Annotated in this window: 12 protein-coding genes; 4 read left to right on the top strand and 8 right to left on the bottom strand. The window is 74.0% G+C overall.

Annotated elements, in window-relative coordinates:
* The first annotated feature begins 19 nt into the window (after positions 1-19).
* Complete coding sequence (locus ACGFZP_RS21450; protein ID WP_392935237.1) at positions 20-832, top strand: SDR family NAD(P)-dependent oxidoreductase; 813 nt, start codon at positions 20-22, stop codon at positions 830-832.
* A gap of 51 nt (positions 833-883) precedes the next feature.
* Here ACGFZP_RS21450 and ACGFZP_RS21445 read toward each other — a convergent pair whose 3' ends face one another.
* Positions 884-1900 carry an FAD-dependent monooxygenase gene (locus ACGFZP_RS21445; RefSeq protein ID WP_392935235.1) on the bottom strand — a complete coding sequence of 339 codons (1017 nt, stop codon included), beginning with the start codon at positions 1898-1900 and terminating at the stop codon, positions 884-886.
* Between ACGFZP_RS21445 and ACGFZP_RS21440 the strand changes: the two genes are divergently transcribed.
* The gene (locus ACGFZP_RS21440) at positions 1892-2158 is read left to right on the top strand and encodes a hypothetical protein (RefSeq protein WP_392935547.1); all 267 of its coding nucleotides are present in this window, start codon (positions 1892-1894) and stop codon (positions 2156-2158) included. The two genes, ACGFZP_RS21445 and ACGFZP_RS21440, sit on opposite strands and share 9 nt — an antisense overlap.
* Positions 2159-2240: 82 nt before the next feature.
* Here the strand turns inward: ACGFZP_RS21440 and helR are convergent, their stop codons facing one another.
* From helR to ACGFZP_RS21405, 7 genes are all read right to left on the bottom strand, one after another.
* Positions 2241-4388, bottom strand: coding sequence for an RNA polymerase recycling motor ATPase HelR (gene helR, locus ACGFZP_RS21435; protein WP_392935233.1), 2148 nt, complete (start codon positions 4386-4388; stop codon positions 2241-2243).
* Positions 4389-4726: 338 nt separating this feature from the next.
* Positions 4727-4891, bottom strand: coding sequence for a hypothetical protein (locus ACGFZP_RS21430; RefSeq protein WP_392935231.1), 165 nt, complete (start codon positions 4889-4891; stop codon positions 4727-4729).
* Positions 4892-5001: 110 nt separating this feature from the next.
* Positions 5002-6006, bottom strand: a complete 1005-nt coding sequence (locus tag ACGFZP_RS21425; protein ID WP_392935229.1) for an NAD(P)H-dependent glycerol-3-phosphate dehydrogenase — start codon at positions 6004-6006, stop codon at positions 5002-5004.
* Positions 6007-6082: 76 nt separating this feature from the next.
* The gene (locus ACGFZP_RS21420; RefSeq protein WP_392935226.1) at positions 6083-6856 is read right to left on the bottom strand and encodes a class I SAM-dependent methyltransferase; all 774 of its coding nucleotides are present in this window, start codon (positions 6854-6856) and stop codon (positions 6083-6085) included.
* Positions 6853-7992 (bottom strand): YcaO-like family protein, encoded by a 1140-nt coding sequence (locus ACGFZP_RS21415; RefSeq protein ID WP_392935223.1) that lies wholly within the window; start codon positions 7990-7992, stop codon positions 6853-6855. The genes ACGFZP_RS21420 and ACGFZP_RS21415 overlap by 4 nt, the downstream gene beginning before the upstream one ends.
* Positions 7989-9218, bottom strand: coding sequence for a TfuA-like protein (locus ACGFZP_RS21410; protein ID WP_392935221.1), 1230 nt, complete (start codon positions 9216-9218; stop codon positions 7989-7991). The genes ACGFZP_RS21415 and ACGFZP_RS21410 overlap by 4 nt, the downstream gene beginning before the upstream one ends.
* Positions 9219-9592: 374 nt before the next feature.
* The gene (locus ACGFZP_RS21405; protein WP_392935218.1) at positions 9593-9982 is read right to left on the bottom strand and encodes a hypothetical protein; all 390 of its coding nucleotides are present in this window, start codon (positions 9980-9982) and stop codon (positions 9593-9595) included.
* 384 nt (positions 9983-10366) lie between these two features.
* Here ACGFZP_RS21405 and ACGFZP_RS21400 point away from each other — a divergent pair, with 384 nt between their 5' ends.
* Both ACGFZP_RS21400 and ACGFZP_RS21395 read left to right on the top strand, forming a co-directional pair.
* Positions 10367-11884 carry an XRE family transcriptional regulator gene (locus ACGFZP_RS21400; protein WP_392935215.1) on the top strand — a complete coding sequence of 506 codons (1518 nt, stop codon included), beginning with the start codon at positions 10367-10369 and terminating at the stop codon, positions 11882-11884.
* Positions 11877-12497: a 2'-5' RNA ligase family protein gene (locus tag ACGFZP_RS21395; protein WP_392935213.1), complete on the top strand. Its 621-nt coding sequence runs from the start codon at positions 11877-11879 to the stop codon at positions 12495-12497. The genes ACGFZP_RS21400 and ACGFZP_RS21395 overlap by 8 nt, the downstream gene beginning before the upstream one ends.
* Positions 12498-12714: the final 217 nt, after the last annotated feature.

Genomic DNA, 12714 nt, shown 5'->3' with positions numbered 1-12714 from the left:
CCGGCGGAGGCGCCCACCCATGTCCGACCAGCGCGTTGTCCTCGTCACCGGCGGCGGTACCGGTATCGGTGCGGCCACCGCCCGGCTGCTGCGCGCCGACGGCTGCCAGGTGGTGGTCTCCGGGCGGCGCCCCGAGCCGCTGGAGCGCATCGCCCGGGAGTGCGGCGCCCTCGCCCGCGTGTCGGACGCCACCGACCCGGACGACGTCCAGGCGCTCGTGGAGGCGGCCGTGTCGGCCTTCGGGCGGCTCGACGGGGTGGTGCTCAACGCCGGTGTCGGCCGGGGCGGTTCGGTGGGCGACGTCACCCTGGAGGACTGGGAGCTGGTGATGCGGACGAACCTCACCGGCCCCTTCCTGCTGCTGCGGGCCGCGCTGCCGCACCTGCTGCGCGCGCGGGGGGCCGTCGTCGCGGTCGCCTCCGTGGCCGCCCTGCGCAACGGGGGCTCCAGCGCGGCCTACGCCACCTCGAAGGCCGCGCTGCTCCAGCTCTGCCGCTCGCTGGCCGTGGACTACGGCCACCTCGGGCTGCGGGCCAACACCGTCTGCCCGAGCTGGGTGCGCACGGAGATGGCCGACCGCCGGATGGCGCGCTTCGCCGAGGAGGAGGGCCTGGCCGGCGGTGCCGAGCAGGCGTACCGGGAGGCGACCGTGCTGAGCCCGGCGGGCCGGCCCGGGGAGCCCGCGGAGGTGGCCGAGGCGATCGGCTGGCTGCTGTCGCCGGCGGCGAGCTATGTGAACGGCGCGGTCCTCACCGTCGACGGCGGGGTCACCGCGCTCGACCCGGGGACCTCCGCCTTCGACTTCCGGATGGAGCCGCGGCGCCCGCGCTGACGCCGCCGGGGCGGCCGGCGGCTCCGGGCTCAGGTGCCGGTGCCCCGGGGGTCAGCGGGCCTGGGTGCGGGGGGCCGGGTAGTCGGGCAGGGGCCGGCGGGAGCCGCCGGGGGCGAGGCGGCGCTCCGCCGCCGCCATCACCCGCATCAGCGGCAGCCGGACCAGGGCGTCGCGCACCCGTCGGGCGGAGCTGCTCCCGGGCACCATCAGGCGGATGTTGACGCCGATCCGCTGCTTCTCCTCCACCCGCGCGCGGTGGCCCTGCCGGTAGCGCCGGAACGCGCTCCCGTGGTCGCCGCCGGCGGCCGCGAGCTCGCCGGCCAGCCGGTAGGCGCCGACCAGGGCGAGTTCCGCGCCCGCACCGGACGCCGGCGAGGCGCAGTGGGCGGCGTCGCCCACGAGTGCCACCCGGCCCGTCGACCACGAGTCCATCCGCACCTGGCTGAGCGCGTCGAAGTAGAACTCCGGATCGGCGAGCGCCCCGGCCAGCAGGTCGCCGGTGCGCCAGGACGCGTCGGCGGCGAAGGCGGCGCCGACCAGGCGCTTCTGCCGCTCGACGTCGCGGTGGTCGTAGGCGATCGGCTCCTCGCTGCGGAAGATGAAGTACGCCTTGGCCTGGGCGTGGTTGCCCGAGCGGTAGATCCCGGCCATCCTGCCCGGCAGGTTGTACATCGTCACCCAGCGGTCCTCCCCCAGGGCCGCGTCGGCATCGGCGAAGGCGAAGTAGTGGCCCTTGTACTGCAGGAACCGCGATTCGGGGCCGAACGCCAGACGCCGGACGGCGGAGTGCATGCCGTCGGCGCCGACCACCAGGCCGAACCGGCGGGCGGGGCCGTGCTCGAAGGTGACGTCGACGCCGCCGCCGTCCTGCCGCAGGGCCGTGACGGAGTCGCCGAAGAGGTACTCGACGCCGCTTCCCGCCGCCTCGTGGAGAAGCGCGACCAGGTCCCCGCGCATGACCTCCACCCCGTCGTCCACCCGCGTGTCGATGCGCGCCACGTCACGGTCGGCGGCGTCCACGAACCTGATCCCGACGACGTCCGTCGCCGCCGCCCGGACCTGGTCCATGACGCCCATCCGCTCGGCCACCTCGATCGCCTGGCCGCGCAGGAGGCCGCGCTGCAGCAGGCCCTCCTGGACGTGGTCGTCCGGGCGCGCGAGGCCGGGGTGATCCGCACCGACCTCGACCCGGCCGCCACCACCACCCTGATCGGCGAGTGCACGTACGCGATCGCCAGGTCGCGGGCGCGCGGGCCGGGCCTCTCGGCGGACTACCTCACGGTGCTGATGGACGGCCTGCGCCCGCAGCCGCCCGCCGCCCGGTAGGCGCCCGCGCGCCCGCCGACCCGCCGCGCCCACCGAACGGGCGCGGCGGGCTCGGCGGGCGCGGCGGGCGCGGCGGGCGGTGTCAGGGGCTGGTGAGGACGACGAGTTGACGGGTCGCCCGGGTCATCGCGACATAGCGGTCGACCGCCCCCTCGACCCCCGTGCCGAACGCCTGCGGGTCGACGAGGACGACCAGGTCGAACTCCAGCCCCTTCGACAGCTCCGGGGTCAGCGACCGGACGCGGGCCGTCGCCCGGAACCCCGGGTCGCCGATCACGCAGGCGATCCCCTCCGCGTTCTCGGCGAGCCAGCCGTCGAGGACCGCGTCCAGGTCCGCGACGGATCCGTGGACGACGGGGATGCCGCTGCTGCGCACGGAGGTCGGCACGTTGGCGTCCGGGAGCGCGGCCCGGATGGCCGGCTCGGCCTGCGCCATGACCTCCTCCGGCGTCCGGTAGTTGATGCTCAGGGAGGCCACGTCGATCCGGTCGAACCCGACCCGCTCCAGCCGCTCCCGCCACGACTCGGTGAACCCGTGCCTGGCCTGGGCGCGGTCCCCGACGATGGTGAAGCTCCGGGACGGGCAGCGCAGCAGCAGCATCTGCCACTCGGCGTCGGTCAGTTCCTGGGCCTCGTCGACGACGATGTGCGCGAACGGTCCGGCCAGGGGCTCCGGGTCGGCGGCAGGCAGTGCGCTGCCGTCGACCAGGGTGTCGCGCAGGTCCTGTCCGCGCAGCATCGTCAGCGCGCCCTCGCCGTCGTCGTCGGCCTCGATCAGGCGGTCGATGACGTTGGACATCTGCGCGCGTTCGGCGGCGACGGAGGCCTCGTGGCGGCGCTTGCGCAGCGACGCCTGCGCGTCGCCGAGCCGCTGGCGGGCCGCGTCCAGGAGCGGCAGGTCGGACACCGTCCAGGCCTGGGCGTCCTTGCGCTGCAGCCTGCGCACGTCCTCGACGGCGAGGCCGGGGGCGCACTTGCGCAGGTAGGCGGGTACCGTCCACAGGTCCCCGACGAGGTCGGTCGCCTCCAGCATCGGCCACGCGCGGTTGAGGGCCCGGTTCAGCTCCCGGTTCTGCAGGAGCGACCTGCGCAGCTGCTCGGGCGGGGCGTTGCCGGGGTGCTTGTCCATCAGGATCGTCAGCAGCTCCTCCCGGATCTGCTCGCGCGCCTCGTTGTGCGGGGTGCCCGGCTCCGGCGCCTCGAACGCGGCGGCCCAGTCGTCGGGGCCCAGCCAGATGTCGGACCAGTGGGTCTCGACCGTCATCCCCTCGGTGGGCGGCTCCTCGTAGATGCCGACGGCCGGCTCGATCGCCCTCACCAGGTCGGCGGACGCCTTCAGGAGGGCCACCTGAGGGTCGGCCTCGACGCCTGCCGCGGCGCCCTCGGCGACGAGGTCGCGCAGGGTGCAGGTCTGCACGCCCTCCTCCCCGAGGCTGGGCAGGACGTCGGCGACGTAGGCCAGGTAGGGCTGGTGCGGGCCGACGAACAGCACGCCGCCGCGCCGGTGGCCCAGGCGGGGGTCGGAGTAGAGGAGGTAGGCGGAGCGGTGCAGGGCGACGACGGTCTTGCCCGTGCCCGGGCCGCCGTCGACGACCAGGGCGCCGCGGGATCCGGCCCGGATGACGGCGTCCTGGTCGGACTGGATGGTGGCGAGGACGTCGCGCATCCGGGCCGAGCGGTTGCCGCCCAGGCTGGCGATGAAGGCGGACTGGTCGTCGAGCGCGGCGTGCCCTTCGAGCGCGTCGGCGGTGAACACCTCGTCCCAGTAGTCGCCGATCCGGCCTCGGGTCCAGCGGTACCTGCGGCGGCTGGCCAGGCCCGCCGGGTTGGCGTGGGTGGCCGCGAAGAACGGCTCGGCGGCGGGGGCGCGCCAGTCGAGCAGCAGCCGGCGGCCCTCGCTGTCGGTGAGGCCGAGCCGCCCGATGTACACGGGCTCGGGGCTGTCCGCGGCGACGATGCGCCCCAGGCACAGGTCCAGGCCGAAGCGGCGCAGGGTGCGCAGGCGGGCGGTCAGCCGGTGGATCTCGATGTCCCGGTCCATCGCCTCCCGCCCGATGCCGCCGGGCGCCCGGCGCTCGGCGTCGAGGCGGTCGGACAGTTCGGCGATCGCCTGCTCAAGGCTCTCCGTGATGGCCGCGAAGTGCCGCTCGTCCTCGGCGATCAGCGCCGGGTCGGCCTTGGGGGAAAGACGGTCGGGGAGGTCGAACGCGCTGGTGGTCAGGGGGCTCATGTCAGCGGCTCCGATCCTGGGTCGCGCCCGCGGGGTCCGGCCGCGCGCCCGCCCGCCTCCCGGCGACGGGGGTGCGCAACCGCGCCGCGGACCCCGCCACCGGCTCGGTGGCACCGCACGACCTGTGGACCGACAACAGCACACGCACTTGGTGGATCTCCCGTTTCTGCAGGTTACGGCCTTAGTCAGGGATTCTGCGGCATCACCGGGGCCTTGCCGCAAGCCCCCTGGTGCGCTATAGATTGAGAGTGGCAAGGAGTGGGTTCTTCCTCCTGCCCTCATCGTCCGCTGTGGACGGACCAGCCCTTTCCGGAGCCGACCCGGGCGTCGTCGGGCGCTCAGGCGCCCTGTGTGAGCAGCGGCAGGACGGCCGCCGGGGTGAGGCCGATCTGGAAGGCGGCGTGGGCGTGCGGGCCGCTGTCGGTGGAGGGGCCCCGGTAGACGGCGTAGCCCGCATGGAGGGCGAAGCGCCGCGCCGTCGGTTCCCCGTCCCCGTTGTCCACCCCGCGATGGTGCCAGAGGCCCGCGGCCCGGCCCCCCCGGCGGGGTGCCCACCCCGCGGGCGGGCACCCGGTCCGGGGACACGAGCGGTGCACTGACCCCGTTCTTCGGCTCAGCTGTACAGCTCGGCCTTGGGTTCCCTGGTCATCAGCATGGCGACGGCCCGGCCGGGCGTGACGGAGCCCTGAAGGACGGCGACGACGAGTTCGGTGATGGGCATCTCGACGCGGTGGCGCCGGGCCAGGTCGAGGACGGAGAGGGCGGACTTGACGCCCTCGGCGGTCTGGCCGGTGGCGGCGGTGGCCTGTTCGATGGTGAGGCCCCGCCCCAGGTGCTCGCCGAAGGTGCGGTTGCGCGAGAGCGGGGAGAGGCAGGTGGCGGTGAGGTCGCCGAGCCCGGCCAGGCCGGCGAACGTCGCGGGGTCGGCGCCGAGGGCCGCGCCGAGGCGGGTGGTCTCGGCGAGGCCGCGGGTCATCAGGGTGGCTTTGGCGTTGTCGCCGAGCCCGAGGCCGGCGGCCAGGCCGACGGCGAGCGCGATGACGTTCTTCACCGCGCCACCGAGCTCGCAGCCGATGACATCGGTGTGGGTGTAGGGGCGGAAGTACGGTGTCCGGCAAGCGGTTTGGAGCCGGCGGGCCACATCGTGGTCGGTGCAGGCGATGACGCCGGCGGCAGGCTGGCGGGAGGCGATCTCGCGGGCCAGGTTCGGGCCGGAGAGGACGGCGACGCGGGCCGGATCGATGCCGGCGCTCCGCGCGATGACCTCGCTCATCCGCCGACCGGTGCCCAGCTCGATGCCCTTCATCAGGCTGACCACCAGGGTCTGCGGCTCGATCAGGGGCGCCCAGGCGGCCAGGTTGTCCCGCAGGCTCTGGGAGGGGATGGACAGGACCGCGACGTCGGCGCCGGCCAGCGCGAGGCCCGCCTCGGTGGTCGCCTTCACCGTGTCGGGGAGCGCGATGCCGGGCAGGTAGGCCGGGTTCTCGCCCCGGCCGTTGACGGCCTCGGCGATCTCGGGGCGGCGCGCGTGCAGGACGACGTCGCAGCCGGCGTCGGCGAGGACCAGGGCGAAGGCGGTCCCCCACGATCCGGCCGACAGCACTGCGACCCGGGTCATCCACTTACCTCCAGCCGGCGGTGCACTGCTTTCACTTCGGCCAGCCTAACGGTCGCCCGGCACGGGTCACGCCCGGTCAGCGGCACCGCAGGGTGAGGGCAACAGCGCGTCGTTCGTCGAGCGTGGGAAGCACCCGGGAGGCCTCGTCGAGCATGCTCTCGGCCTGCATGTCGCCGAGCTCGCGGCGCAGCTCGGCGGCGTGGAAGAGCCACAGGCGGTAGAGGCGGCGCCAGAAGTGCGGCTCGTGGGGGCGCTCGTCGAGGTGCTCGATATCGAAGCCGGCCGCCTCCACCCGGCTGCGCCAGCGGGGGCCTCCGGTGTGGCCCATGGCCCGGGTGATCACCGCGCGGGCGCCGGGCCGCAGGATGCGGCGCATCTCGTGGAGGGCTTCGCCTCGGTCCCCGGCAGGGCCGAGGGCGTCGACACACACCAGGGCGTCGGCGTGGGCGGTGGGCAGCCCGGTAGTGCGGACGGTTCCGGTGTGGAACACGGCGCGGTCGGCGGGGACGAAGCCGGTGATGCGGGCGGTGGCCAGCCGGACGGCGGCCGGGGAGATGTCGACACCGATGAGGCGGGCGCCGGTGGCACGGGAGAGCCACAGGCCCGCGCCGCCGGTGCCGCAGCCGAGGTCGACGAGGAGCCGGCCTGGTAGCAGGGCGAGGCGCCGGATCATCAGGTGCAGCAGGGGCAGGTCGAGGCTGCTGGAGGGCGCGGCATCGGCCGGATAGTGCTCGCCCATCGCCTGGGCGTACAGGGCGGCGACGATGCTGGTACGGGCGCGGGCGAGGTGGTAGGCGTCGTAGGCGGCGCCGAGTCGGCTTTCGACGGGGGTCAGGGCGGTGGTGGTCATCGGGTGAGTGACCTTCTGGTGCGGGAGCGGGTGCCGGGGCAGACGACTTGCAGGACGGCGAACGGCTCGGTGGGGGCGGAGAGGAGGACGGCGATCGGCGGCCATCCCGTGACGAGTTCGATACGGACGGCCAAGGCATGGGCCTGGGCGCTGAGGTCGGTGCCCGCCGGGGCCCGGTCGAAGGCGGCGGTGGCCTCGCCCCACGGGCGCAGCCCGGTCGGGGCCGGCGGCCCTGCGGCACACAGGCCGAAGACCGGGTCGTGCGAGGGCAGGTCACAGCGGGTGCCGACGATGGAGGTGAGACGAGACTGGGCGGCCTCGGTGACGGCGCGGGACAGGGCGATGTGCGGGTCCGCGTGGCAGCCGGAGCCGCCGAACCAGCGCGGGTACTCCTCCGACCAGACGAACGCCGCACAAACGGGCAGCCGGTAGGAGTTGGTGACGGTGTAAAGGGCGACCGTGGCCCGGGCCTGGTGGAGGCGGTCCAGGAGGGATCGGCAGTAGGGATCGATGACGGTGTCCGGGTCGACGGGGGTGCGGTGGCGGCCTGCCTCCAGGTCGTCGGCGTGCAGGGCGTCGCGCTCGACCACCTCGTACATGCCGTGCAGCGCCGCCTCCGCCCAGGTGTTGCCGGCGGCCAGGCCGGTGCTGGTCGCCCGCAGGATCTGGACGCCCAGTGGGCCGTAGGGGGTGCGGCGGAGCAGGTCTGCGGGCAGTAGGGCGGGGGTTCGGTCGGCGACGGTTCGACCGGCCACCCAGTCGAGCGGCAACTGTTCGAGGGCGTCGTGGTGCACACGCACGGGCAGGGCGGACATCGGGTAGGACAGGCCGGCCTCCGCGGCACTCGCCCGCAGGGCGATGTCGCGTGGCTGCTCGACGTGCCACAGCTCGATCGCCTCCATCGCGGCGGACAGCCAGGCGAGCAGATCGGTGGCGCCCTTTCCCTGGGAGGCGGCCAGGGTCCGGGCGGCGGGGCGGATCGCGGTGGCCACTGGCAGGCCGAGACAGTCCAGGCCGGTCAGCCGCGCGACCCGGGTGATGCCGTAGCGGCCAAGCCGCGGGGCCAGGAGCCGGTGCGTGTGCTCGGGTTCACGGGCGCGAACCGTGCCGTCGAGCGCGACCATGTCGGCGTTCACCGTGCACCGCCCGCGCGCGCGGCGGCGGCGAAGGTCCGACGCTCCTGTAGGAAGCCCAACATGAAGGTCTTCATCTCCCCGATGGCATGGTCGTGCCCGCGCAGCCCCCGAGCAGCGCACTCGGCAGGCAGGTCGTCCGGGGTGGTGTTCCACAGCCGCAGCAGAACGCCTCGGGCCGCCGCATCGGTGACGGCCTCGGGGGTGAAGTGCGGTGCGGCCAGGCGGTTGGCGGCGAGGTAGCGGCCCACGGCTGCACGGTCGTCTGCACTCTCACGTGCGAGTAGCACCGCGAGGCCGGCCTCGTCGGCCAGGTCGATGCGCGGCCGAATCACCAGGTGGAGCGGCAGGGAGGCGGGCAGGCCAAGCCGGACGGCCTGGTCGGCCGACGGCCTGCCGCCGTGCAGGCGGCAGACCCGGTCCAGGTAGGCGGCCCACACGGTCGGGAAGGCCGGGTCGAAGATCTGCTGGTAGGCGACCCGGGCGGCGACCCGGGCACGGCCGGGGGCGAAGCGCTCCGTCCAGCAGCGGTAGTAGGGGCTGTCCCAGTCGGCCCGGGCCGGCCGCGTGTCCGCGCGGGCGCCCCTGGTCAGCGCCGCTCGCACCGCCTCCACCGCGTCGGTGCGTTTCAGGTCGCCGAAGAACCGGTCGGCTCGGCGCCGACCGCCGAGCCAGGGGCCGAAGGCGGGCACGCCCACGCTCCGGGCGGCGGCCTGTACCGCATCGAACGTGCGCTGCGCGTAGTACACCCCGGCGCAGGCCTCCAACAGGGCGGTGGCCTGTTGGACGGTGACCACGCCCTCGGCCCGGGCGAACACCATCACGTGCCGGAGATTGACGAGCGGCCAGGTCAGGGACCGACGCGTCCCGTCCGCCATATGCGCGACGGCGACCTCGTCGTCGCCGGCGAGCACTCCTGCGGCGTACCAGCCGAAGATCCGGCCGACGCCGAGCACCCCGTAGGACCCCAGCTCCGCGGCACGCAGCGCGCCGATGCTCGCGGCGCCGATGACGTGCACGCCCCTGCCGAGGGCGGCAAGGATCTCCTTGTGCCGCAGAGCCGGGGCGTGATGGTAGAGGCCGTCGATCAGGACGACGGTGTCGCCGGGGGCGATCTCTGCTCGGAACAGGTCGCCGTGACGGGCCGGCGGGTGACAGCAGACGCTGGGGGCGGCGAGGACGGGCTCGTCGGGGGCGAGTGTCGGTCCGGTGAAGACGTGGGTGATCACGGAGGCCTCGCTGAGGTGTGGAGAGCGGGGACGGATGGGGTCGGTGGCGCCCCCTCGGCTATGGAAGGGGCGCCACCGGCCGGGTACCCGGCCGTGCAGCGGCCGGGCGGGTTGCTCATCGACCCGAAGGGCCGACGGCCGCTACCACTCGCCCTCGACGTCCTCGGTGCGCACGAGGCTGTCGGGGGCGGTGACGTCGGTGTCGTCGTCCCCGGCCAGCGCCGCGGCGGCGATCGTCGACTTCGCATCCATTTCTTCCACCTCCTTCCTGCAGGTCTTGTTGTGCTGCCTCCCTGCGGGCTGCGAGGAGGAATCTCGGGGTGAAAGGGCCGGCCCCGCCCCACGTGGGCCTTTCCGGCAAGCGTGAACGGTCCTCAGGCCGTGTGGCGGGCTGTGTCCGTGGCCACCGCGGTGAGCACGGCCGCCAAGTGGGCGGGGTCGGTCGGCTCCGGATCGACTGGCATGTGCACCCATCCGACTCTTCCGTTCAGCCAGTCCATTTCCGGGGACGGCGCGGCGAGGTAGGCGCCGGTGGACAGCAGCCGCACGCCCGGGCGGCTCCAGCCGATCCCGCCCGCCGGGGCGACGAGGGCGTAGACGAGCCGGGAGTCGCGGTCGTGCAGGAACGGGCCTGCCCCTTGGCCGCCGGTCAGCAGCACCTCCAGGACCGCCAGGCCCACCGCCTCGGGCATCCGGACCGCGTCCCAGTGCACCCCGCAGGGCAGGAGCAGCAACCCTCCGGGCTGACCGAGCCACTGAGCCACCTGCCTGTCCCGGTCAGGGCCGAAGGCGGAGGCGAGCCACAGGGCCGGCAACCGCGGGGGCCGCCGTGCGGCCGGGCGCCGGGGGGAGTCGGGGAAACGGGATGCCGCCTGAACGGAGGCTGTGCTGGAGGGTGTTGTCATCGCGGCCTGTCCAACGGGGTTTCTGGGGACTTCTACGGTCCCGCCCGCGACCCGTCCTCGTCACGGGCAGCAGCGTCCGACCTTTCCGGACGGGCCATCACCTCCCCGACATGCAGGAGCACCGAAGAAGCGGCCATCTTCCGGACGGTGCGTCACTCAGGATTCGCGCAGTGTGACCCGTGTGGCGTAGTCGGGTCGCTACCGTGAAGTGGTCAGGCCGCTCTGTACCCCTGGGAGCCCTCCATGCCTTCACACCCCAAACCCGGTTCCAAAACCGACCGCGACGCCCTGCGCTCCGAGTTGCTCGCCATTGGTGCCCCGCTGGGGGTGATCGCCGCCGAGATGCGCACCCGTTTCGCCTTCCGGCCGCGCGAGGCCTGGCGGCACGCGCACGGCTGGACACTCCAGGAAGCCGCGGATCGGTTCAACGCGGCCACCGGAGCCTGCGGGCCTTCCGCGGACGGCAGCCTCCTCGGCAAGTGGGAGAAGTGGCCTGACCAGGCCGGACGGCGGGTCACCCTGACGGTGCTTACGGTTCTCGCCGAGCTGTACGGGGCCACACTGGAGGACCTGCTCGACTTGGAGGACCGCAGGTCCCTACCGGAGTCCGACCGGCGGCTACTGCGCCACCAGCCAGACCCTGCGGCCCCCACCCTCGCTCCCGCTCCACCGCCCGCGATCCCGTCGCTACCGGTATCGGTCTCGACAACCACGCTCACCGGATCCGACCTCGTCCGAACCGCCGCACAGGAGTCGGCGCAGTGGGCACAGTGGGCCGAGGTCAGCAACTGCGGCCCCATCGCGCTCGAACAGCTCGCCGCCGACACCCAGTACCTCGCCAGCGCCTACCTGATGGCCGAGGACCCGCTGCGGGTCTTCGGCCAGACCAAGCACCTCCTCAACAGGGTCTGGGACCTGCTCTACGGCCACCAGCGCCCCCGGCAGCGCCGGGAGTTGTTCACCACGGCCGGCTACCTGTTCGCGCTGATGTCCTGGATGACCAGTGACCTGGGGCACCGCACCCAAGCCGAGACCCAGGCCCGCGCCGCCCTGCTGTGCGCGGACAGTGCGGACGACCCGGGCCTGCACGCCTGGGTCCACTCCACCCGCAGCAAACTCGCCTTCTGGGACGGTCAGTTCCGCCAGGCCATCCAGCACGCCCAACTCGGCGCCGCCTACCAGGCACCCGGCACTGTCACCGTCCTCCTCAACTGCCAGCTCGCCGATGCCTGGGCCGAAGTAGGCGCCCGCACCGAAGCGCTGACCGCTCTCGGCCAAGCCGAGGACGCCGCCACCCGCGACCGGTCCAGCACCCTCCACGACCAGGTCGGCGGCCTGTTCTCCTGTCCGGGTGGACGGCACGCCAACTACGGGGCAGCGGTCCACCTGCGCGGCGGCTCCGCACCCAACGCCCTCGCCCACGCCGACCGCGGACTCGCCGAGCTCCAGCGCCAGCCCGTACGCGCCTACGGCACCGAGGCTCAACTGCACATCACACGCGCCGGCGCCCACCTGCTCGCCCGCGACCCCGAGGGCGTCCTCGACGCCCTCGGGGTCGTCCTCGCCCTACCAGCCGAACATCGCACCGCCCCCGTCCGCCGACGACTGCGCGACCTCGCCCGGGACACCGCCGCCTCCCCCATGGGCGACAGCGCCGTCGGCCTACGCCTGCAGGACGCCATCGAGACCGCCGTCCGTGAGGCCGCCCGCGCCCTCTCCCCCGCGGCCCCGACCAGTGCTTGGATCAGCAGTCATGACTGACACCCCCGCACAGATGGCCGACCACTGGTGGTGGCGTCCCGGTTGGGCCGAAGGCCGCCGCTTCTACACCTGGCACCTGGTCTTCGACGGCGCCGACGATGTTCACCGCCTGGCAGCCGACTACCGCCTCGCCCTGGCCGGCGTACCCGGCCTCGACCTCGTCCCCGACCGGTGGCTCCACCTCACCATGCAGGGCCTCGGCTTCGTCGACGAGGTGGGCGAGGCCGACGCCCGCGCCATCGCCGACGCCGCCGTCCATCACCTCTCGAAGATCCCCACCTTCGACCTCGCCCTGGGGCCTGCGATCGTCACCCCCGAGGCGCTGCTCCTCACCGTCGACCCGGCCGACCCGGTCCGCGCCGTCCGCGCCGCCATCCGAGCCGCCATCGCCGACGTCTGGCCCGAGGCCCCCGAGCCCGCCGAGGGGTTCCGTCCTCACGTCTCCGTCGCCTACAGCAACTCCGCCGGCCACTCCCGGCCCGCCGCCGACGCGCTCGCCGGTGTCGCCTCCTACCCGGCGACTGCCCGTGTCACCTCGGCCGAGCTCATCGTCCTCGGCCGGGACCGGCGTATGTACGAGTGGGAGAGCTTTGCCCGCGTGCCCCTCGGTTAGGCCCTCTCTTTCGGATCACGTCGGATGGCCGACGTGATCCGAAAGAGAGGCTCTTCCAGGCCCGGAGGGTGGCTGGGTCCGCGAATCGCGGGCGAACGTGATGCTCGCCAGCGGCAGGTCCGCCCCGTACATCCAGCCCGGCTCGCTCATCGGCGCCCTCTTCGCATGGTGATCGAGGCCCCTCAGCAAGGAAGGCTCAGCCCCGGCGGGGCTGAGG

This window comes from Kitasatospora sp. NPDC048239, from assembly GCF_043202015.1.
GTDB lineage: Bacteria > Actinomycetota > Actinomycetes > Streptomycetales > Streptomycetaceae > Kitasatospora.
This window is presented reverse-complemented; position numbering and strand designations above follow the sequence as displayed.

What these genes read in the sequence shown, in the direction of transcription:
- ACGFZP_RS21450 (WP_392935237.1), top strand. Translation starts at nt 20, where the DNA reads ATGTCCGACCAGCGCGTTGTCCTCGTCACCGGCGGCGGTACCGGTATC.
- ACGFZP_RS21445 (WP_392935235.1), bottom strand. Translation starts at nt 1,900, where the DNA reads ATGGACCAGGTCCGGGCGGCGGCGACGGACGTCGTCGGGATCAGGTTC.
- helR (WP_392935233.1), bottom strand. Translation starts at nt 4,388, where the DNA reads ATGAGCCCCCTGACCACCAGCGCGTTCGACCTCCCCGACCGTCTTTCC.
- ACGFZP_RS21425 (WP_392935229.1), bottom strand. Translation starts at nt 6,006, where the DNA reads ATGACCCGGGTCGCAGTGCTGTCGGCCGGATCGTGGGGGACCGCCTTC.
- ACGFZP_RS21420 (WP_392935226.1), bottom strand. Translation starts at nt 6,856, where the DNA reads ATGACCACCACCGCCCTGACCCCCGTCGAAAGCCGACTCGGCGCCGCC.
- ACGFZP_RS21400 (WP_392935215.1), top strand. Translation starts at nt 10,367, where the DNA reads ATGCCTTCACACCCCAAACCCGGTTCCAAAACCGACCGCGACGCCCTG.
- ACGFZP_RS21395 (WP_392935213.1), top strand. Translation starts at nt 11,877, where the DNA reads ATGACTGACACCCCCGCACAGATGGCCGACCACTGGTGGTGGCGTCCC.